Here is an 18,640-nt window from a genome sequence, read left to right on the forward strand (position 1 = left end):
GGGCCCTTCCGGCGGTTCCGACTCTATCAGATCCTTTCGGCGTCTGATTCCCGGTCAGCGGGAGTTGTCTTTCCGGCTGTTGGGCCGTTCCGACGAGTGAGACTTTAGCGGATTCCCCGCCTCCGACGCTAATCGGGGGCCTGCGTCCAAACCTTCGAACGCGGATTCCTCATTTCGCAAAAACGCGCGGAAAGCACGACGGCACGGCAAAGCGCTGTCGGCTTCTGAGGTTCTTGCGGAATGGCTGTCCGGGGCCGACCGGGGTCGGTGCTCACGTCGGACAACTCGGAGAACACTACGGATCCGGTCAGGGCGTGTCAACCCCGGTCCGGGGCCCGGTGGCGGAAGGCGTTCCGGTAGGCGCGGGGGCTGGTGGAGAGGTGGGAGGCGAAGTGCTGGCGCATGGTGACCTCGCTGCCGAAGCCGGCGCGGCGGGCCACCTCGGGGAGGGGGTGGTCGGTGAGCTCCAGGAGCTTCTGGGCCGCTGCGACGCGCTGGGTGATGAGCCAGTGCAGGGGGGTGGTGCCGGTGGTGGCCTGGAAGTGGCGGGCGAAGGAGCGGGGGGACATGCCGGCGACGGCGGCCAGGCTCGCGACCGTGTGGGGTTCGGAGAGTTGGGCCAGGGCGTGGGCGCGTACGGCGGCGAGGGCGTCGGCGTCGCGGTCGGCGCGGGGCGTCGGGTGCTCGATGAACTGGGCCTGGGTGCCCGTGCGGAAGGGGGCCGTGACCATGGAGCGGGCCACGGTCGCCGCCGCTTCGGCGCCGTGGGCCGTACGGACGAGGTGGAGGCAGAGGTCGATGCCCGCCGCGGTGCCGGCCGAGGTCCAGATGCCGGAGTCCTCGACGAAGAGGGCGTCGGGTTCGACCCGTACCGCCGGGTGGCGGGTGGCGAGGGTCCGGGCCAGGTGCCAGTGGGTGACGGCCCGGCGGCCGTCGAGGAGTCCGGCGCGGGCCAGGACGAAGGCGCCCGCGCAGAGGGAGGCGACCGGGACGCCGGCGGAGTGGGCGCGGCGGAGGGCGTCGAGGACCGGGGGCGGGACGTCGGCGTCCGGGTCCTCGACGCCGGGGACGATGACGAGGTCCGTGGGCGTGAGGTCGTCCAGCCAGGTCAGGGGGCGGTCGGGGGTGAGGGTGAGGCCGCCTCGGAGGGGGACGGGGGCGTGCGGGTCGGCGGCCGCCCGGTGGAGTGCGAACCGGGGGACGCCGCGGAGGGTGCGGTCGCTGTCCCAGACCTCGGTGATGACGGAGACGTCGAAGGCGCGGACGCCCGGGAAGGCGAGGAGCGCGATGCGCTGGGGGCGGGTTTCCGGGGGCGGCGCCATGGGTGGCAGTAAACCATCGGTCGGTGACATTCCGCCCTCTGGGACGCGGGGGTCGGTGGCGGAAGGATCGTCGGTATGGAGATCGCGGAGAACGCAGCGCTGGTGGTCGTCGACGTACAGAAGGGCTTCGAGGAGGAGTACTGGGGGAAGCGGAACAATCCGGAGGCCGAGCGGAACATCGCGGTGCTGCTCGATCTGTGGCAGGAGACCGGGCGGCCGGTCGTCTTCGTGCGGCACGACTCGGTGGAGGGGTCGCGTTCGCCGCTGCGGACGGGGCACGTGGGGAACGACTTCAAGGACTTCGTGGAGGAGCGGCGGGGGAAGGGCTCCGGGCCCGAGCTGCTCGTGGTGAAGTCCGTGAACTCCGCCTTCTACGGGGAGCCGTCCCTGGACGCGTGGCTGCGGGGGCGGGGCGTCGGGCAGATCGTGGTCGTCGGGATCCAGACGAACATGTGCAACGAGACGACGGCCCGGATGGGCGGGAACCTCGGGTACGACGTGGTGTTCCCGCTGGACGCGATGCACACCTTCGACCTGGAGGGGCCGTACGGCTGGACGGCGGGCGCGGACGAGCTGACGCGGGCGACGGCGGTCTCCCTGCACGGGGGGCGCTTCGCGGAGGTGGTGGCCACGGAGGACGTGGTGCGCGGGGCCTCCGCGAGGGCCGACGGGGCCGCCGGGGTCCGGTGACCCCGGCGGCGCGGGCCGTCAGCCGTTGCCGGAGGCCAGTTCGCGGCTGCGGTCGCGGGCCGCTTCGAGGGCGGCGATGAGGGCGGCCCGTACGCCGTGGTTCTCCAGCTCGCGGATGGCGCTGATGGTGGTGCCGGCCGGGGAGGTGACGGCCTCGCGGAGCTTGACCGGGTGCTCGCCGCTGTCGCGGAGCATCACGGCGGCGCCGATGGCGGCCTGGACGATGAGGTCGTGGGCCTGGGCGCGGGGCAGGCCGAGGAGGATGCCGGCGTCGGTCATGGCCTCGACGAGGAAGTAGAAGTACGCGGGGCCGGAGCCGGAGAGGGCGGTGGCGGCGTCCTGCTGGGACTCGGGGACGCGGAGGGTCTTGCCGACGCCACCGAAGATCTCCTCGGTGTGGGCGAGGTGGCCGGGGGTGGCGTGGCTGCCGGCCGAGATGACGGACATGCCCTCGTCGACGAGGACGGGGGTGTTCGGCATGACGCGGACGACGGGGGTGCCGGTGGTGAGGCGTTCCTCGATGAAGGAGGTGGGGATGCCAGCCGCCGCGCTGATGACGAGGCGGTCGGCGGCGACGTGCGGGGCGAGCTCGTCGAGGAGGCGGCCCATGTCCTGGGGCTTGACGGCCAGGATGAGGGTGTCGGCGCGCTTGGCGGCCTCGGCGTTGGTGACGGTCTCGACGCCGTAGCGGGTGCGGAGCTCCTCGGCGCGTTCGGCGCGGCGGGCGGTGACCAGGAGGTTCGCGGGGCGCCAGCCGGCGCGGATCATGCCGCTGAGGAGCGCTTCACCGATCTTGCCGGTGCCGAGGACTGCGACGGTCTGGGTCATGGCTCTGTTCACCTCGCCGGAGGGGGGTACGTCGTGCGGTCATCCTCGCACCGGGGCCGTGGTGGTGCGGCGGGTGTCCGAGGGGCGGTCAGGCCGTGCGGCGGCGGAGGGTGGCGGCGCCGAGGGCGAGGACGAGGAGGGCGCTGCCGGCGACGACGAGGACGTCGCGGACGAAGTCGCCGGTCACCTCGGGGTGGCGGAGGACCTCGTTCATGCCGTCGACGGCGTACGACATGGGCAGGACGTTCGAGACGGCTTCGAGGGCGGGGGCCATCCGGTCGCGCGGGGTGAACAGGCCGCAGAGGAGGAGCTGCGGGAAGATCACGGCCGGCATGAACTGGACGGCCTGGAACTCGGACGCGGCGAAGGCGGAGACGAAGAGGCCGAGGGCGGTGCCGAGGAGGGCGTCGAGGAGGGCCACCAGGAGCAGGAGCCAGGGGGAACCGACGACGTCGAGGCCGAGGAACCAGAGGGCGAGGCCGGTGGCCAGGGCGGACTGGACGACGGCGAGGAGTCCGAAGGCGAGGGCGTAGCCGGCGATGAGGTCGCCCTTGCCGAGGGGCAGGGCGAGCAGGCGCTCCAGGGTGCCGGAGGTGCGTTCGCGCAGGGTGGCGATGGAGGTCACCAGGAACATCGTGATGAGCGGGAAGATGCCGAGCAGCGAGGCGCCGATGGTGTCGAAGGTGCCGGGGCTTCCGTCGAAGACGTACCGGAGCAGGAAGAGCATCGCGCACGGCACGAGGAGCATGAGCGCGATCGAGCGCGGGTCGTGGCGCAGCTGGCGCAGGACGCGGGCGGCGGTGGCGAGGGTGCGGGCGCTGCTCATGGCCGGGGCTCCTGGTTCTGGCGGGTGGTGCCGGGCCGCTGCTCTTCCCGGGCCGCCGCGGCGTCCACGAGGCGGAGGAAGGCCTCTTCGACGGTGGGGGCGTCGTTGCGGCGGCGGAGGGCCTCGGGGGTGTCCTCGGCGAGGATCTCGCCCTCGCGCATCAGGAGGAGCCGGTGGCAGCGCTCGGCCTCGTCCATGACGTGGGAGGAGACGAGGAGCGTGGTGCCGCGGTCGGCGGCGATGCGGTGGAAGAGGTCCCACAGGTCGCGGCGGAGGACGGGGTCGAGGCCGACGGTGGGCTCGTCGAGGACGAGGAGTTCGGGGGTGCCGAGGAGGGCGACGGCGAGGGAGACCCGGCTGCGCTGGCCGCCGGAGAGCCGGCCGGCGAGGGCGTCGGCGCGGGAGGTGAGGTCGACGTCGGCGACGGCCCGGTCGACGGCGGCGCGGCGCTCGTGGCGGCGGGCGCGGCCGGGGAGGAGGACGGCGGCGAAGTGGTCGAGGTTCTGGCGGACGGTGAGGTCGTCGTAGACGGAGGGGGCCTGGGTGACGTAGCCGATGCGGGAGCGGAGGGCGGGGTCGCCGGCGGGGCGGCCGAGGACGGTGAGGGCGCCGCCGACCTTGGCCTGGGTGCCGACGATCGCGCGCATGAGGGTGGTCTTGCCGCAGCCGGAGGGGCCGAGGAGGCCGGTGATGCGGCCGGCCGGGAGGGCGAAGTCGAGGCCGCGCAGGACGGTGCGGTCGCCGCGGACGGCGGTGAGGGCGCGGGCGGTGATCGCCGCGGGGGCGGCGGTGCCGCCGGGGTCCCCGTTCCCGTCCGCCGAGTAATTCATCATGTGATGAATAGTGCGCCTGGGGGTGCCGACCGTCAAGCCTCCGGGAGGTGTGGGGGCGCTCGCCGTGTCCGGGCTGTTCAGGGTGCTCGGGTACTCGGGTGCTCGGGTACTCGGGGGGCTTGCCGCGCCTGAGCTGCTCGCCGCGCTCGGGGTGCTCGTTGTGCTCGGGGTGCTCGCCGCGCTCGGGTTACTTGCCGCGCTTGGACCTCTTGCGGGCGGCCGGGTTGCCCGTGCGGGAGCCGCGGCGCTTCTCGTGGCGGACGAGGGCCGTCTCGTACTCGGCGCGGCGCAGCTTCTCGCCGGGTGCCTCGGTCAGGCAGCGGGCGCCGTACGCGAGGAGCGAGCCGATGAAGCCGATCGCCTTGAGGCTGCGCAGGGAGTCCTCGCGGGCCGGGTCGTCCGGGCGGCGCTGGAAGCCCTCCCAGGTCTTGCGGCAGGCGATGGCGCTACAGACCGCGAACATGACGATCACCAGGCCGTTGACGAGGCCGCCGGTCTCCGCGATCTGCAGGCCCTGGAAGGCGAAGCGCAGCACGAAGCAGGCCGCGACGGCGGCGGCGAGCGAACCGACGGCCAGGCCGGCGCGGCGCAGCGCGTAGTGGCCGGTGTGGTCGACCCAGGTCGTGCCGAAGAAACGGATCTCCTCGGGGCGGGGGCCGCCGGTGGTGCCGTCGGCCTTGCCCGCGGCCCTGCCGTCCGCCGTGCCGCCTGCCGTACGCGGGGTCTGCTCGTCGTCGCTCACGAGGTCGATTATCCCCGGGCTACGACGGAGCGGGTCGGGCGCGGGTCAGGCGCAGCGCGGTGCCACGAAGCCGTCGCTGCCCGTGCGCACATAGGAGTCGGAGACGTACTCCCCCGGTCCGATGCTGTCCCAGACCCGGGTGGTGCCGTACGGGCCGGTGACCGACTCGCCGTACTTCTGGCAGGAGATCGCCACCGTGGCGCCCAGGGGCAGGGAGCGGACGATCGGGTACTGGGTGCTCGGGCCCGAGCGCACGTTGAGGCGGTGGCCCGGGGCGACCGGGTAGCGGGTGGTGTTCGCCACCGCCACCGCCGCCCGGCCCTCCGCCGCGATGCCGTTCGCGTCCGGCGTCTCCGTGGTTCGCGTCGTGTCCGTGGTGTCCATCGTGTTCTCCCCCCATGGCGCATAAGCGCTCCGCCGAGACTCACTCTCCGCGACGCGCAGGCTAGCAAGCCCCACCGACATCGGAGGTGCCATCGACTAGGCTCCGTCGGGTCGCGCACGCGGGCGCGAGGTGACGGGGAATCACACGGGGGTGGGCGATGCCACCGTTGCGCGGTACCGGTGCCGACCGGGAGGCGGAGGGGCCCGAGTACGCGGGCGACTACCGCCTCCAGGCATGTCTGGGCGCGGGCGGCATGGGCGTCGTACACCTCGCCTCCTCGGCCTCCGGGCTGCGGCTCGCGGTCAAGGTCGTGCACGCGCGGTACGCGGAGGACCCCGAGTTCAGGGCGCGTTTCCGCCAGGAGGTCGCGGCCGCCCGCCGGGTCAGCGGGGCCTTCACCGCCCCGGTCGTCGACGCCGACCCCGACGCCGTGCGCCCCTGGATGGCGACCCTCTACGTCCCCGGCCCCACCCTCGCCGACCAGGTGAAGCGGAACGGCCCGCTGTCCCCCGCCGAGCTGCGCCGGCTCACCGCCGGGCTCGCGGAGGCGCTGCGGGACATCCACCGCGCCGGGGTCGTGCACCGGGACCTCAAGCCCAGCAACGTCCTGCTGACCGACACCGGCCCCAAGGTCATCGACTTCGGCATCTCCCGGCCCGTCGACAGCGACCTGCACACCGAGACGGGCAAGCTCATCGGCTCGCCGCCGTTCATGGCTCCCGAGCAGTTCCAGCGGCCGCGCGAGGTCGGTCCCGCGGCGGACGTCTTCGCGCTCGGCTCGGTCCTGGTGCACGCGGCGACCGGGCACGGCCCGTTCGACTCCGACAGCCCGTACGTCGTGGCGTACCAGGTCGTCCACGACGAGCCCGACCTGACGGGCGTCCCCGGCGAGCTGGCGCCGCTCGTGGCGCGCTGCCTCGCCAAGGAGCCCGGGGAGCGGCCGACCCCGGCCCAGATCATGCGGGCGCTGCAGCCGCCCTCGTACGCGGCGGAGGCGTTCATACCGGCCCAGCGGCGGCGGCCCGCGCTGCCGGGCGGCGGGGACGACGGCACGGGCGGCGGCGGGTACGGCGGTGCGGGCGGCGGGTACGGCGGTGACGAGCCGGGCCACGCGCCCGCGTGGGACGCGGACACGCCGGTACGGGCTCCCGCGCCGGCCCCGGCCCGCCGGCGTCCCCGCCTCGGCGGACGAAACGGCGGAAGGACCGGTGGACGGGTCGGTGGACGGGTCGGTGGTCGGGTCGGTGGTCGGGTCGGCGGGCGGATCCGGCCGCGTCCGACGATCGCCGTCGTCGCCGCGCTCGCGCTCGCCGGGGCCGGTCTGTACGCGGCCCTCGGCACCGCGCCGGACGGACGGCCGGAGACCGCGCCGCCGCGCCCGGACAAGGTGGCCACCGCCTTCGCGGGCTGGCGCACCGAGCTCCAGAAGCGGGGTCCGGAGGCGGCCCCGGCCTGCACCGCCGGCGGGGACGCGCTGTACTGCGCGGCCCGGGGCGTCGGCCTGGCCCGGCTCGACCCCGTGACGGGGAAGGTCCTGTGGTCGCGGGCCGGGACCGTCGAGGAGGAGGCGCCACGCGCGCCCGTGCCCCTCGGGAACGGCGGGCGCGGTGAGGGAGGCGCGATCGGTGCCGCCGCGCCGACCGGTCCGCTGGGGGCGTACGCGGGCGGGGACGGCGCGCCGCTCTGGACCGCCCGCTCGGGCCTTCCCGAGGTCTACCGGCCGGCCGGTTCCGCCGTCGTCCTGACGGACGGGGTCGGCGGGGTCCGGGCGGTCGACGCGCTCAGCGGCAAGGAGCTGTGGCGGCGCGGCCTGTCCGGCTTCGGGGCGCCGCGCACGGGACCGTACGACGCCTCCTCCGGTCTGCTCGTGGTCTCCGAGATCTCGGCCGACGGGACGCACACGCGCGTGGGCGCGGTCGAGCCCCGGACCGGCCGGGTGGTCCGGCAGCGGAACCTGGCGGGCGACCTCGAACCGCTGGGGCACGCCGGGGACGGGTCGCTGGTCCTCGCCTCCCGGTACGAGGGCGCCCTGACGGACTCGCTCGTCCTGCTCGGCCCCGGCGGCGGGAAGGCCGGTCCCGTGCGCGAGCTGGCCCTGCCGCACCGGTTCGACCTCCGGGGCGCCGTCGTGCACGGCACCGTCGTGTACCTGCTCGACGTGGACGGGCACGTGACCGCCTTCGACACCGCCGCGGAGAAGGGGCGGACGCTGTGGGACCTGGAGACGGCCGCGAAGAACGTCTCCGAGCCGGTCCTCGGCTCCGGCGGCCGGCTCTACTTCTCCGTCCAGGACGGGCGGCTGCTCGCCGTGGACACCGCGCGCGGGGCGCTCGCCGGCCAGACCCGGCCGCGCCTGGCGGACGGGCGGCTCGGGTACGTGCCCCTGGTGCCCGCGCCGGTGGCCGCCGGGGACCGGGTGTTCGGGACGGCGCCGGACGGTTCGGTCTTCGCGGTGGACGCGCGCGACCCGGCGTCCTGGTGAGCCCGTCGCGAAACCCGTACGTACGAGGGGGCCGGGGCTTCGGAAAGCCCCGGCCCCCTCACGTACGTCTCCGGGCTCAGCCCAGCTTCGTCACGTCCCGGACCGCGCCCTTGTCGGCGCTCGTCGCCATCGCCGCGTACGCCCGCAGCGCCGCCGAGACCTTGCGCTCGCGGTTCTTCGGCGCGTACACCCCGCCGAGGGCCTCGCGGCGGGCGGCGAGGACGTCCTCGTCGACGAGGAGGTCGATCGAGCGGTTCGGGATGTCGATGCGGATGCGGTCGCCGTCCTCGACGAGGGCGATGGTGCCGCCCGAGGCCGCCTCCGGGGAGGCGTGGCCGATGGAGAGGCCCGAGGTGCCGCCGGAGAAGCGCCCGTCGGTGACGAGGGCGCAGGTCTTGCCCAGGCCCCGGCCCTTGAGGAAGGAGGTCGGGTAGAGCATCTCCTGCATGCCGGGGCCGCCCTTGGGGCCCTCGTAGCGGATGACGACCACGTCGCCGTCCGTGACCTGCTTGTTGAGGATCTTCTCGACGGCCTCGTCCTGCGACTCGCAGACGACCGCCGGGCCCTCGAAGGTCCAGATGGACTCGTCGACGCCGGCCGTCTTCACGACGCAGCCGTCGGCGGCGAGGTTGCCGTGCAGGACCGCGAGGCCGCCGTCCTTGGAGTACGCGTGCTCCGCGTCGCGGATGCAGCCGTTCGCCGCGTCCGTGTCGAGGGCCTCCCAGCGCTCGGACTGGGAGAAGGCGGTCGCGGAGCGGACGCAGCCGGGGGCCGCGTGCCACAGCTCGACGGACTCCTCGGACGGGGAGCCGCCGCGCACGTCCCAGGTGTCCAGCCACTCCTTGATGGAGCGGGAGTGGACGGAGTGGACGTCCTCGTTGAGCAGGCCGGCGCGGTAGAGCTCGCCGAGGATGGCGGGGATGCCGCCGGCCCGGTGCACGTCCTCCATGTAGTACGTGCGGTCCTTGGCGACGTTCGGGGCGACCTTGGCCAGGCAGGGGACGCGGCGGGAGACCTCGTCCATGTCGGTCAGGCCGTAGTCGAGCTCGGCCTCCTGGGCGGCGGCGAGCAGGTGCAGGATCGTGTTGGTGGAGCCGCCCATGGCGATGTCGAGGGCCATGGCGTTCTCGAAGGCGGCGCGGGTCGCGATCGAGCGGGGCAGGACGGAGGCGTCGTCCTCGTCGTAGTACCGGCGGGTGATGTCGACGACGGTGCGGGCGGCGTTCTCGTACAGCGCCTTGCGGGCGGTGTGGGTGGCGAGGACCGAGCCGTTGCCGGGGAGGGAGAGGCCGATGGCCTCGGTCAGGCAGTTCATCGAGTTGGCGGTGAACATGCCGGAACAGGACCCGCAGGTCGGGCAGGCGTTCTCCTCGATGCGGAGGATGTCCTCGTCGGAGATCTTGGGGTTCACGGCGTCGGAGATCGCGTCGACCAGGTCGAGCGTGCGGACCGTGCCGTCGACGAGGGTGGCGCGGCCGGACTCCATGGGCCCGCCGGAGACGAAGACCGTCGGGATGTTCAGGCGCAGGGCGGCCATCAGCATGCCGGGGGTGATCTTGTCGCAGTTGGAGATGCAGATCAGGGCGTCGGCGCAGTGCGCCTCGACCATGTACTCCACGCTGTCCGCGATCAGGTCGCGGGAGGGCAGGCTGTAGAGCATGCCGCCGTGGCCCATCGCGATGCCGTCGTCGACGGCGATGGTGTTGAACTCGCGGGGGATGGCCCCGGCGGCCGTGATGGCCTCGGAGACGATCCGGCCGACCGGCTGGAGGTGGGTGTGGCCGGGAACGAACTCCGTGAAGGAGTTGGCGACCGCGATGATCGGCTTCCGGCCGATGTCCGCGCCGGGTACACCGGAGGCGCGCATAAGGGCGCGTGCGCCCGCCATGTTGCGGCCGTGGGTGACAGTGCGGGACCTCAGCTCGGGCATCGTCGCTCGCTCCTCGTGACGGGTGTGCTTGCTTTCGAGCGTACGCCGCCGGACCAAGATCTGGACAGCGCGTCCGCATGCCGGACGGGCTGTTCAGCTTTCGGTCAGGTGTCCGGCGGGCTTTCGGCAGGCTTTCGGTCAGATGTCCGGCCGCTCCCCCGGGGTGCCGGGTCCGGTCGGCCCTCGTTCCGGTCAGCTCTCGGTCAGGTAGCGCTGGAGGGACGGGGCCACCTGGGCGACGATCTCCTCCGGGTCGGCGGAGGCCAGCGGCTCGACCCGGATCACGTACCGCAGGATCGCGATCCCGATCATGTGCGAGGCGGCCAGCTCGGCGCGGAACTTCGGGTCCGGCACGTCGAGCTCGGCGGCGATCCGCTCCAGGAGCCGCCGCAGCACGAAGGTGCGGAGGACCGCGGCCGCCGCCTCGTGGGTCAGGGCGGAGCGCACGATCGCGAGGAGCGGGGCGCGGCTGGCCGGGTTCTCCCAAACGCCGATGAAGAAGCGGGCGAGGCGCTCGCCGATGGCGTCGCGGGGGCCGGAGACGATCGCCGGGACGACGGTCGCGGGCTCGAAGGAGACCTCGACGGCGGCGGCGAAGACCTCGTCCTTCGACCCGAAGTAGTGGTGCACGAGGGCCGGGTCCACGCCGGCCGCGCGGGCGATGCCGCGCACCGAGGCCTTGTCGTAGCCGCGCTCGGCGAACTGGTCGCGGGCCGCCTCCAGGATGCGGGCGCGGGCGCCCGGCCCGCTCTCCTCGGCGGCGCGGGAGGGGCGGCCGCGGCGGCGGGGGGCGGGGGCCGGTTCGGCTGCGGGAGCCGGTTCGGCGGCCGGATCCGGCTCCGGTTCCGTCACGGGCGCGGGGTCCGGGAGGGGCGGCCGGCGGCGGAGGCGAGGTGGAGCCGGGTGAAGGCGAGGGCCTCCGCGAGGTCGGCCTCGCGTTCGGCGGCCGACATCGCGCGGCGGGTGTTGACCTCGATGACGACGTGCCCGTCGAAGCCGGTGACCGCCAGCCGCTCCAGGAGCTCGGCGCAGGGCTGGGTGCCGCGCCCCGGGACCAGGTGCTCGTCCTTGGCGGACCCCCGGCCGTCGGCGAGGTGCACGTGGCCGAGCCGGTCGCCCATGCGGTCGATCATGGCGAGGGCGTCGGTGCGGGCGGTCGCGGTGTGCGAGAGGTCGACGGTGAAGTGCCGGTAGTCGTCCTTGGTGACGTCCCACTCGGGGGCGTACGCGAGCATCTCGCGGTCCTTGTACCGCCAGGGGTACATGTTCTCGACGGCGAACCGCACGTCGGTCTCGTCGGCCATCCGCCAGATGCCGCTCACGAAGTCCCGGGCGTACTGGCGCTGCCAGCGGAACGGCGGGTGCACGACGACCGTGGACGCGCCGAGCTTCTCGGCCGCCGCCCGGGCGCGCCGGAGCTTGACCCACGGGTCGGTGGACCAGACGCGCTGGGTGATGAGGAGACAGGGGGCGTGGACGGCCAGGATCGGCACCTGGTGGTGGTCGGAGAGCCGGCGCAGGGCCTCGACGTCCTGGCTGACGGGGTCGGTCCACACCATGACCTCGACGCCGTCGTAGCCGAGGCGCGCGGCGATCTCGAAGGCCGTCGCCGTCGACTCCGGATAGACCGAGGCCGTCGACAGGGCGACCTTCGCATCCGGGACGCGCACCACTTCTGCCACGCAGAACAGGGTACGGGGCGGGCCGGGGGGCCGGAGGGTGGTTCCGGTCACGCCCGTTCCGGTGCCGGGGCGCGGGGGCCGCCCCGGAGCCGTGGAGAGGCCCCGGGCCTCCCCTTGTACGGGCCGCTCGGCTCCCCCCGGACCTCCTCCCCCTGCGCGGGCCCCTCGCCTCCTCCGGCCTACTCCTCCGGCAGGTGGTCCAGACGGCGCAGGATGACGCCCTCGCGCAGGGCCCAGGGGCAGATCTCCAGCTCCTCGACGCCGAGGAGGTCCATCGCGCCCTCGGCGACGAGCGCGCCCGCGAGGAGCTGGGCGGCGCGGCCCTCCGAGACGCCCGGCAGGGCCGCGCGCTCGACGACGGTCATCCCGGCGAGGCGCGGCACCCACTCCTCCAGGGACCTGCGGGTCAGGATCCGCTGGACGTGGAGGCCCTCGCTCGAACCGGGCGCCCCCGCGATCCTGGCCAGCTGCTTGAAGGTCTTGGAGGTGGCGACGACGTGGTCGGGGCGGCCGGAGCGGCTGAACTCGCCGACCATACGGGCGATCTGCGCGCGCACGTGGCGGCGCAGCGCCTTCACGTCGGCGCCGTCGGCCGGGTCGCCCGGCAGCCAGCCGGCGGTCAGTCGGCCCGCGCCGAGCGGCAGGGAGACGGCCGTGTCGGGGTCCTCGTCGATGCCGTACGCGACTTCGAGGGAGCCGCCGCCGATGTCGAGGAGGAGCAGCTTCCCGGCGGACCAGCCGAACCAGCGGCGGGCGGCGAGGAAGGTGAGGCGGGCCTCCTCCTCGCCGGTGAGGACCTGGAGGTCGACGCCGGTCTCGTCCTTGACCCGGGCCAGGACGGCGTCGGCGTTGACGGCCTCGCGCACGGCGGAGGTCGCGAACGGCAGCACCTCCTCGCAGCCCTTGTCCTCGGCGGCGTGGAGCGCGTCCCGGACGGTCGCGACGAGCCGCTCGACGCCGTCGGGGGCGATCGCGCCCCGCGCGTCGAGGAGTTCGGCGAGGCGCAGCTCCGCCTTGTGGGAGTGGGCGGGCTGGGGGCGGGCGCCGGGGTGCGCGTCCACCACCAGGAGGTGCACCGTGTTCGAACCGACGTCGAGGACTCCGAGTCTCATGGGCGGAACGCTACTGCGCGCGCCGCATACGCTTGACAGCGTGCCAAAGACGAAAAAGGCGAAGCAGGACAAAGACAGCGCCCCTGCCGCGGACGTGAGGGACGCCAAGGCGGTCAAGGGCGCCGGGAAGCGGGGCAAGGAGGTGGTGCCGGACGAGAAGGGTCTGGACTTCGCGCGCGCGTGGGTCGAGTTTCCCGATCCGGCCGACGAGGAGCAGGTCTTCCGCTGCGACCTGACCTGGCTGACCTCGCGCTGGACGTGCGTCTTCGGCAGCGGCTGCCAGGGCATCCAGGCGGGCCGGGCCGACGACGGCTGCTGCACGCTGGGCGCGCACTTCTCCGACGAGGACGACGAGAAGCGGGTCGCGGAGCACGTGGCCCGGCTCACACCGGAGCTGTGGCAGTTCCACGACGTCGGTACGGAGACGGGCTGGACGCAGCTCGACGAGGACGGCGACCGGCAGACCCGCCGCTGGGAGGGCTCCTGCATCTTCCAGAACCGTCCCGGGTTCGCGGGCGGCATGGGCTGCTCGCTGCACATCCTGGCCCTGAAGGAGGGCCGGGAGCCGCTGGAGACCAAGCCGGACGTGTGCTGGCAGCTTCCGGTGCGCCGGACGTACGACTGGATCGACCGGCCCGACGACACCCGGGTCCTCCAGGTGTCGATCGGGGAGTACGACCGCCGGGGCTGGGGCCCGGGCGGGCACGACCTGCACTGGTGGTGCACCTCGGCCACCTCGGCGCACGGCGCCGGGGAGCCGGTCTACGTCACGTACCGGCCCGAGCTCACCGAGATGATGGGCGAGGAGGCGTACGGGGTGCTGGCCGGGCTGTGCGAGGCGCGGCTCGCCTCGCAGCTGCCGCTGGTGGCCCCGCACCCGGCGGACCCGCCGGTCCGGTAGCTCAGGAGGACGGGGGCGGTTCCTCCGTCGCCGGCGGCGGGGTCGTGCCCGGGTCCGTGGTCGGCGGCGGGGGCTCCTCCGTCGTCGGCGGAGCGGTCGGCGGTTCCGTCGTGGGCGGGTCCGTGGTCGGCGGCGGGGTCGTGGGCGGCTCCTCCGTCGGCGGCGGAGTGGTCGGCGGCTCGGTCGTCGGCGGGGCCGTGGGCGGGGTGGTCGGGTCCGTCGTGGCCGGCGGGGGCGGCACCGGCTTCGGCGGCCGGGGGACGTCCGGGTCCGGATGGAAGACGCCCCCCGGCCCGGTCCGGTTGATCCCGGCGATGCGCACCACCGCCCCGGAGGGGTCGACCCCGACCCGGGCGCTCCACACGCCCGCGGGTTCGCGCCCGTGGTCGACGCGGACCGCGATCGTGACCTGCTCGCCGGGGCGGAGCGTGCCGGAGGCCCGGCTCACGTAGATCCAGGGCGCGTCCGTCCACAGCGACCACTCGACGGGCGAGTCCCCAGCGGCGGTGAGGGTCAGGAGGGTCAGCTCGCCCTGGCCGCGCGCGGTGACCGTGATCCAGCCGGGGGCGGGCTCGCCGGGTCTGGAGGGCGCTCCGGAGCCGACGGGGCCGCCGGGGCTGACCACCTCGACGGAGACGTCGGGCGCGCGGGCGCTCCGGGGGGAGCGGGGCTCGGGGGTGGCGCGGGCGCTGCCCGCGTTCTCGTACCGGTCGTAGGGGCGCCCGTCCGCGTCCGCCCCGTCGTCCGTCTCGCGCGCGCTGACCCGCCCCCCGTCGTGGGCGGTCGTGTCGGTGGTGCCCCGGTAGGAGGTCCACAGGGCGAGGACGGGGGCGGCGACGACGGCCGCGACGACGGTGGTGGTCACTGCGCGGGACCGCATCCGGTCGCGGCGGGCCGTGTGGTCCTTCGGGTCCACGGGGAAGCCGGTGGGCGCGAAGCGCGGGGCTCCGGCACGCGCGCGGGGCACGTGCAGCATCGCCATGTACGCGGCGGCCCGGGGCGCCTCGACGAGCGGCAGCCGGTCCGGGGGGAGGGTTCCGGCGCCGGGCCAGGGGCCGCCGGCGCCCACGCGCTCGGCGGCGCGGCGGCAGCGGGGGCAGTCGTCGACGTGCCGGACGAGTTCGGCGCGCAGGGCCGCCGAGAGGAGCACCCGGTGATCGCCGGCGAGCCGGGCGACGGTGGGGCAGCTCCCGGTCTCGACGACGGCGAGGGCGGCGCGGGTGCGTTCGACCTCGCAGCCGGCGGTGGCGAGGAGTTCGCGGGCGGCGAGCGGGTCGAGGGAGAGGACGGCGGCCACCTGGCGGTGGTTGAGGCCGTGCCGGACGGCGAGCTCCAGGGCCTCGCGCTGCTCGGGCGTGGTGCCGGCCGCCTCGGGCCAGGCGAGGAGGGCGAGTTCGGCGCGGTGCCGCTCGGCGGTCCCGGCGGAGACCCGGGGCGGCTCGGGCGGGGTGACGGCGGGGCGGCCGGTGTGGGCGCCCCGGCGCTTGCGGCGCTGCTCGCCGAGGCTGCGCAGACAGGCCCAGCGGGCGAGGGCGTACAGCCAGGCCGTGCGCCCGTCCTCGTCGGAGGGGCAGCGCCCCCGGTGGCGCTCGGCCACGGCGAGGACGTCACCGAGGACGGCGGTGGCCGTGTCGTGGTCGCAGAGCACGGAGAGGCAGTACGTGAAGAGGCCGTCGAGGGCGGCCTCGTAGCGGGCGGGGGGCCGGCGGCCGAGCGTGCGCGGTCCCTGGTCCGTGGCGCGGTGCGCCCGGTGTGCGCCGGTGGTGCGTGCGGGGGTTTCCAGCCTGCTGCTCGTCACTGGGCGACCGTAGGCAGGAGCGGGGGCATTCTTCGTACCGGTCGCTCCGTTCTCATCCCTACGGGTGAAGGTATCGCTCGAAAGAGGACGGGAACCCGGCACCCGGTGGACGCGCCGTGCGGGGTCCGGGGGTCCCGGTCGCGGGGCCGGGGCCCGTTGTCGGTGGCGGCGGCTACGGTGGGGCGCATGGCTGCCCGTACGAAATCCGCCAAGGAGCGACCGTCCTACCGCTGCACCGAGTGCGGCTGGCAGACGGCCAAGTGGCTCGGCCGCTGTCCCGAGTGCCAGGCCTGGGGGACGGTGGAGGAGTACGGCGCGCCCGCCGTCCGGACGACCGCCGCGGGCCGGGTCTCCACCGCCGCCCTCCCCATCGGCCAGGTCGACGGCCGGCAGGCGACCGCCCGCTCGACCGGTGTCGACGAGCTGGACCGGGTGCTCGGCGGGGGGCTCGTGCCCGGTGCCGTGGTGCTGCTCGCGGGCGAGCCGGGCGTCGGCAAGTCGACGCTGCTGCTCGACGTGGCGGCGAAGGCGGCGAGCGACGAGCACCGCACGCTGTACGTCACGGGCGAGGAGTCCGCGAGCCAGGTCCGGCTGCGCGCCGACCGGATCGGCGCGATCGACGACCACCTGTACCTGGCGGCGGAGACCGATCTGTCGGCGGTCCTCGGGCACCTCGACGCGGTGAAGCCCTCGCTGCTGATCCTGGACTCGGTGCAGACGATCGCCTCGCCCGAGATCGACGGCGCGCCCGGCGGCATGGCGCAGGTCCGCGAGGTCGCGGGCGCGCTGATCCGGGCCTCCAAGGAGCGCGGGATGTCCACGCTCCTGGTCGGCCACGTCACCAAGGACGGGGCCATCGCGGGCCCCCGGCTCCTGGAGCACCTGGTGGACGTCGTGCTGAGCTTCGAGGGCGACCGGCACGCGCGCCTGCGGCTCGTCCGGGGCGTGAAGAACCGGTACGGGGCGACCGACGAGGTCGGCTGCTTCGAGCTGCACGACGAGGGGATCACGGGTCTCGCCGACCCGTCCGGGCTCTTCCTGACCCGGCGCGACGTGGCCGTGCCCGGCACGTGTCTGACGGTCACCCTGGAGGGCCGCCGGCCGCTCGTGGCCGAGGTCCAGTCGCTGACGGTGGACTCCCAGATCCCCTCCCCGCGCCGGACCGTCTCCGGTCTGGAGACCTCCCGGGTGTCGATGATGCTGGCGGTCCTGGAGCAGCGCGGCCGGATCAGCGCGCTCGGCAAGCGGGACATCTACAGCGCGACCGTGGGCGGCGTGAAGCTCTCCGAGCCGGCCGCCGACCTGGCGATCGCGCTCGCGCTGGCCTCCGCGGCGAGCGACACCCCGCTGCCGAAGAACCTGGTGGCGATCGGGGAGGTCGGGCTCGCGGGCGAGGTCCGGCGGGTGACGGGCGTGCAGCGCCGCCTCGCGGAGGCGCACCGCCTCGGCTTCACGCACGCGCTGGTCCCGACGGACCCGGGGAGGGTCCCGCCGGGCATGCGGGTGACGGAGGTCGCGGACATGGGCGACGCGCTGCGGGTGCTGCCGCGCGGGCGGCGCGCGAAGGCGGACGCGCCGGAGAAGGCGGAGGGGTAGCGGGGGGGCGCGCCCTGAAGGGGCGGAGGGAAGGGGCGGGGAGGGGCGGGGAGGCCTTCGACGGGCGGCGGAAAGACGCCCGGCGAGGGCTCGGCGGGGCTCCGGTGAGGGCCCGGCAAGGCAATCGGCAAGGGCCCGGCAAAGCGTCCGACGAGGGCCCGGCAAAGCGTCCGACGAAAGCCCGGCAAGGCGCCCGGCGAGGCCCCCGGTGGAGCTTCCGGCAAGAGGAAGGGTTGGCTCCGCACCCAGGTGGGGACCCCTTTCGCACCACCCGCGTTCGGTCGGGGGCGGAGGGCGGCGGGGTGGTGTCGCTAGACTTTGCCCTGGTCTCGCCCATCCGTACGAGCCGGAGGAGTGCAGTGGCAGCCAAGGACGGGGCATCGGCTCCTGGGAAGTCCGGCGCGGGCTCCGGCAGTGAAGCGCTGATGCGCGCGGCCCTGAGCGCGGTCGCGCCGGGCACCGCCCTGCGCGACGGTCTGGAGCGGATCCTCCGGGGCAACACGGGCGGGCTCATCGTGCTCGGCCTGGACAAAGCGGTCGATTCGATGTGTACCGGCGGCTTCGTGCTGGACGTCGAGTTCACCGCCACCCGCCTGCGCGAGCTGTGCAAGCTCGACGGCGCGCTCGTCCTCGACAAGGACATCACCAAGATCCACCGGGCGGGCGTGCAGCTGGTCCCGGACGCCTCCATCCCCACCGAGGAGACCGGCACCCGCCACCGCACCGCGGACCGGGTCTCCAAGCAGTGCAACTTCCCGGTCGTCTCCGTCTCCCAGTCGATGCGCCTGATCGCGCTGTACGTGCACGGCGAGCGCCGGGTCCTGGAGGAGTCGGCCGCGATCCTGTCCCGCGCCAACCAGGCGCTCGCGACCCTGGAGCGGTACAAGCTCCGGCTCGACGAGGTGGCGGGCACGCTCTCCGCCCTGGAGATCGAGGACCTGGTCACGGTCCGGGACGTCACCGCCGTCGCGCAGCGCCTGGAGATGGTCCGCCGGATCGCCACCGAGATCGCGGAGTACGTGGTCGAGCTCGGCACCGACGGGCGCCTCCTCTCGCTCCAGCTCGACGAGTTGATCGCGGGCGTGGAGCCGGAGCGCGAGCTGGTGATCCGGGACTACGTGCCGGAGCCGACGGCGAAGCGCTCGCGGACGGTCGCGGAGGCGCTCACCGAGCTGGACGCGCTCACCCACACCGAGCTGCTCGAACTCCCGGTCGTGGCAAGGGCGCTGGGTTACAGCGGCTCGCCCGAGACCCTCGACTCGGCCGTCTCGCCGCGCGGCTACCGGCTCCTCGCGAAGGTGCCGCGGCTGCCCGGCGCGATCATCGAGCGGCTCGTGGAGCACTTCGGCGGGCTGCAGAAGCTCCTCGCGGCCAGCGTCGACGACCTCCAGGCCGTCGACGGCGTCGGCGAGGCCCGCGCCCGCAGCGTCCGCGAGGGCCTGTCCCGGCTCGCGGAGTCCTCGATCCTGGAGCGGTACGTCTAGGGCCTGTCCGGCGGATCAGGGGTCGGACA

The 18,640-nt window shown here is 74.6% G+C and carries 16 protein-coding genes; 5 read left to right on the plus strand and 11 right to left on the minus strand.

The genetic code is table 11. The annotated features are described in order from the left end of the window. Nucleotides 1-317: 317 nt before the first annotated feature. Nucleotides 318-1,322 carry a GlxA family transcriptional regulator gene (locus ACWGSR_RS31390; protein WP_453571571.1) on the minus strand — a complete coding sequence of 335 codons (1,005 nt, stop codon included), beginning with the start codon at nucleotides 1,320-1,322 and terminating at the stop codon, nucleotides 318-320. 75 nt (nucleotides 1,323-1,397) lie between these two features. On the opposite strand from ACWGSR_RS31390, the gene ACWGSR_RS31395 reads away from it, so the two are divergent. Then, nucleotides 1,398-2,012 carry a cysteine hydrolase family protein gene (locus ACWGSR_RS31395; RefSeq protein WP_453571574.1) on the plus strand — a complete coding sequence of 205 codons (615 nt, stop codon included), beginning with the start codon at nucleotides 1,398-1,400 and terminating at the stop codon, nucleotides 2,010-2,012. Nucleotides 2,013-2,030: 18 nt separating this feature from the next. Here ACWGSR_RS31395 and proC read toward each other — a convergent pair whose 3' ends face one another. The 5 genes from proC to ACWGSR_RS31420 form a co-directional block, all read right to left on the minus strand. Continuing rightward, nucleotides 2,031-2,840, minus strand: coding sequence for a pyrroline-5-carboxylate reductase (gene proC / locus ACWGSR_RS31400; RefSeq protein ID WP_453571576.1), 810 nt, complete (start codon nucleotides 2,838-2,840; stop codon nucleotides 2,031-2,033). 88 nt (nucleotides 2,841-2,928) lie between these two features. Further along, complete coding sequence (locus tag ACWGSR_RS31405) at nucleotides 2,929-3,666, minus strand: ABC transporter permease (RefSeq protein WP_376242756.1); 738 nt, start codon at nucleotides 3,664-3,666, stop codon at nucleotides 2,929-2,931. Further along, nucleotides 3,663-4,499: an ABC transporter ATP-binding protein gene (locus tag ACWGSR_RS31410; RefSeq protein ID WP_453571579.1), complete on the minus strand. Its 837-nt coding sequence runs from the start codon at nucleotides 4,497-4,499 to the stop codon at nucleotides 3,663-3,665. The genes ACWGSR_RS31405 and ACWGSR_RS31410 overlap by 4 nt, the downstream gene beginning before the upstream one ends. Before the next feature lie 187 nt (nucleotides 4,500-4,686). Then, nucleotides 4,687-5,139: a hypothetical protein gene (locus ACWGSR_RS31415; RefSeq protein ID WP_453571667.1), complete on the minus strand. Its 453-nt coding sequence runs from the start codon at nucleotides 5,137-5,139 to the stop codon at nucleotides 4,687-4,689. 147 nt (nucleotides 5,140-5,286) lie between these two features. Beyond that, nucleotides 5,287-5,625 carry an SH3 domain-containing protein gene (locus ACWGSR_RS31420; protein WP_453571582.1) on the minus strand — a complete coding sequence of 113 codons (339 nt, stop codon included), beginning with the start codon at nucleotides 5,623-5,625 and terminating at the stop codon, nucleotides 5,287-5,289. 158 nt (nucleotides 5,626-5,783) lie between these two features. Between ACWGSR_RS31420 and ACWGSR_RS31425 the strand changes: the two genes are divergently transcribed. After that, entirely contained in the window at nucleotides 5,784-8,108 is a 2,325-nt protein-coding gene (locus ACWGSR_RS31425; protein WP_453571585.1) for a protein kinase domain-containing protein, read from the plus strand. 76 nt (nucleotides 8,109-8,184) lie between these two features. Here ACWGSR_RS31425 and ilvD read toward each other — a convergent pair whose 3' ends face one another. From ilvD to ACWGSR_RS31445, 4 genes are all read right to left on the minus strand, one after another. Continuing rightward, on the minus strand, nucleotides 8,185-10,038 hold the full coding sequence (gene ilvD, locus ACWGSR_RS31430) for a dihydroxy-acid dehydratase (protein WP_453571588.1): 1,854 nt from the start codon (nucleotides 10,036-10,038) through the stop codon (nucleotides 8,185-8,187). 192 nt (nucleotides 10,039-10,230) lie between these two features. Beyond that, nucleotides 10,231-10,890 carry a TetR/AcrR family transcriptional regulator gene (locus tag ACWGSR_RS31435; RefSeq protein WP_453571590.1) on the minus strand — a complete coding sequence of 220 codons (660 nt, stop codon included), beginning with the start codon at nucleotides 10,888-10,890 and terminating at the stop codon, nucleotides 10,231-10,233. Then, nucleotides 10,887-11,720 (minus strand): sugar phosphate isomerase/epimerase family protein, encoded by an 834-nt coding sequence (locus tag ACWGSR_RS31440; RefSeq protein ID WP_453571593.1) that lies wholly within the window; start codon nucleotides 11,718-11,720, stop codon nucleotides 10,887-10,889. Before ACWGSR_RS31440 ends, ACWGSR_RS31435 begins: the two co-directional genes overlap by 4 nt. Nucleotides 11,721-11,899: 179 nt before the next feature. Beyond that, on the minus strand, nucleotides 11,900-12,832 hold the full coding sequence (locus ACWGSR_RS31445; protein WP_453571596.1) for a Ppx/GppA phosphatase family protein: 933 nt from the start codon (nucleotides 12,830-12,832) through the stop codon (nucleotides 11,900-11,902). 40 nt (nucleotides 12,833-12,872) lie between these two features. Here ACWGSR_RS31445 and ACWGSR_RS31450 point away from each other — a divergent pair, with 40 nt between their 5' ends. Further along, the gene (locus tag ACWGSR_RS31450) at nucleotides 12,873-13,733 is read left to right on the plus strand and encodes a hypothetical protein (RefSeq protein WP_376242740.1); all 861 of its coding nucleotides are present in this window, start codon (nucleotides 12,873-12,875) and stop codon (nucleotides 13,731-13,733) included. Between the two features lies 1 nt (nucleotide 13,734). On the opposite strand, the gene ACWGSR_RS31455 is transcribed toward ACWGSR_RS31450, so the two are convergent. Next, a complete protein-coding gene (locus ACWGSR_RS31455; protein WP_453571599.1) occupies nucleotides 13,735-15,531 on the minus strand; it encodes a BACON domain-containing protein in 1,797 nt (598 codons plus the stop codon). Between the two features lie 186 nt (nucleotides 15,532-15,717). Here ACWGSR_RS31455 and radA point away from each other — a divergent pair, with 186 nt between their 5' ends. Continuing rightward, entirely contained in the window at nucleotides 15,718-17,127 is a 1,410-nt protein-coding gene (gene radA / locus ACWGSR_RS31460; RefSeq protein WP_376242736.1) for a DNA repair protein RadA, read from the plus strand. A gap of 359 nt (nucleotides 17,128-17,486) precedes the next feature. Beyond that, nucleotides 17,487-18,611: a DNA integrity scanning diadenylate cyclase DisA gene (disA, locus tag ACWGSR_RS31465; protein ID WP_376242734.1), complete on the plus strand. Its 1,125-nt coding sequence runs from the start codon at nucleotides 17,487-17,489 to the stop codon at nucleotides 18,609-18,611. Nucleotides 18,612-18,640: the final 29 nt, after the last annotated feature.

The organism is Streptomyces sp. NPDC055632 (assembly GCF_053618675.1).

What these genes read in the sequence shown, in the direction of transcription:
- ACWGSR_RS31390 (WP_453571571.1), bottom strand. Translation starts at nt 1,322, where the DNA reads ATGGCGCCGCCCCCGGAAACCCGCCCCCAGCGCATCGCGCTCCTCGCC.
- ACWGSR_RS31395 (WP_453571574.1), top strand. Translation starts at nt 1,398, where the DNA reads ATGGAGATCGCGGAGAACGCAGCGCTGGTGGTCGTCGACGTACAGAAG.
- proC (WP_453571576.1), bottom strand. Translation starts at nt 2,840, where the DNA reads ATGACCCAGACCGTCGCAGTCCTCGGCACCGGCAAGATCGGTGAAGCG.
- ACWGSR_RS31405 (WP_376242756.1), bottom strand. Translation starts at nt 3,666, where the DNA reads ATGAGCAGCGCCCGCACCCTCGCCACCGCCGCCCGCGTCCTGCGCCAG.
- ACWGSR_RS31410 (WP_453571579.1), bottom strand. Translation starts at nt 4,499, where the DNA reads ATGATGAATTACTCGGCGGACGGGAACGGGGACCCCGGCGGCACCGCC.
- ACWGSR_RS31420 (WP_453571582.1), bottom strand. Translation starts at nt 5,625, where the DNA reads ATGGACACCACGGACACGACGCGAACCACGGAGACGCCGGACGCGAAC.
- ACWGSR_RS31425 (WP_453571585.1), top strand. Translation starts at nt 5,784, where the DNA reads ATGCCACCGTTGCGCGGTACCGGTGCCGACCGGGAGGCGGAGGGGCCC.
- ilvD (WP_453571588.1), bottom strand. Translation starts at nt 10,038, where the DNA reads ATGCCCGAGCTGAGGTCCCGCACTGTCACCCACGGCCGCAACATGGCG.
- ACWGSR_RS31445 (WP_453571596.1), bottom strand. Translation starts at nt 12,832, where the DNA reads ATGAGACTCGGAGTCCTCGACGTCGGTTCGAACACGGTGCACCTCCTG.
- radA (WP_376242736.1), top strand. Translation starts at nt 15,718, where the DNA reads ATGGCTGCCCGTACGAAATCCGCCAAGGAGCGACCGTCCTACCGCTGC.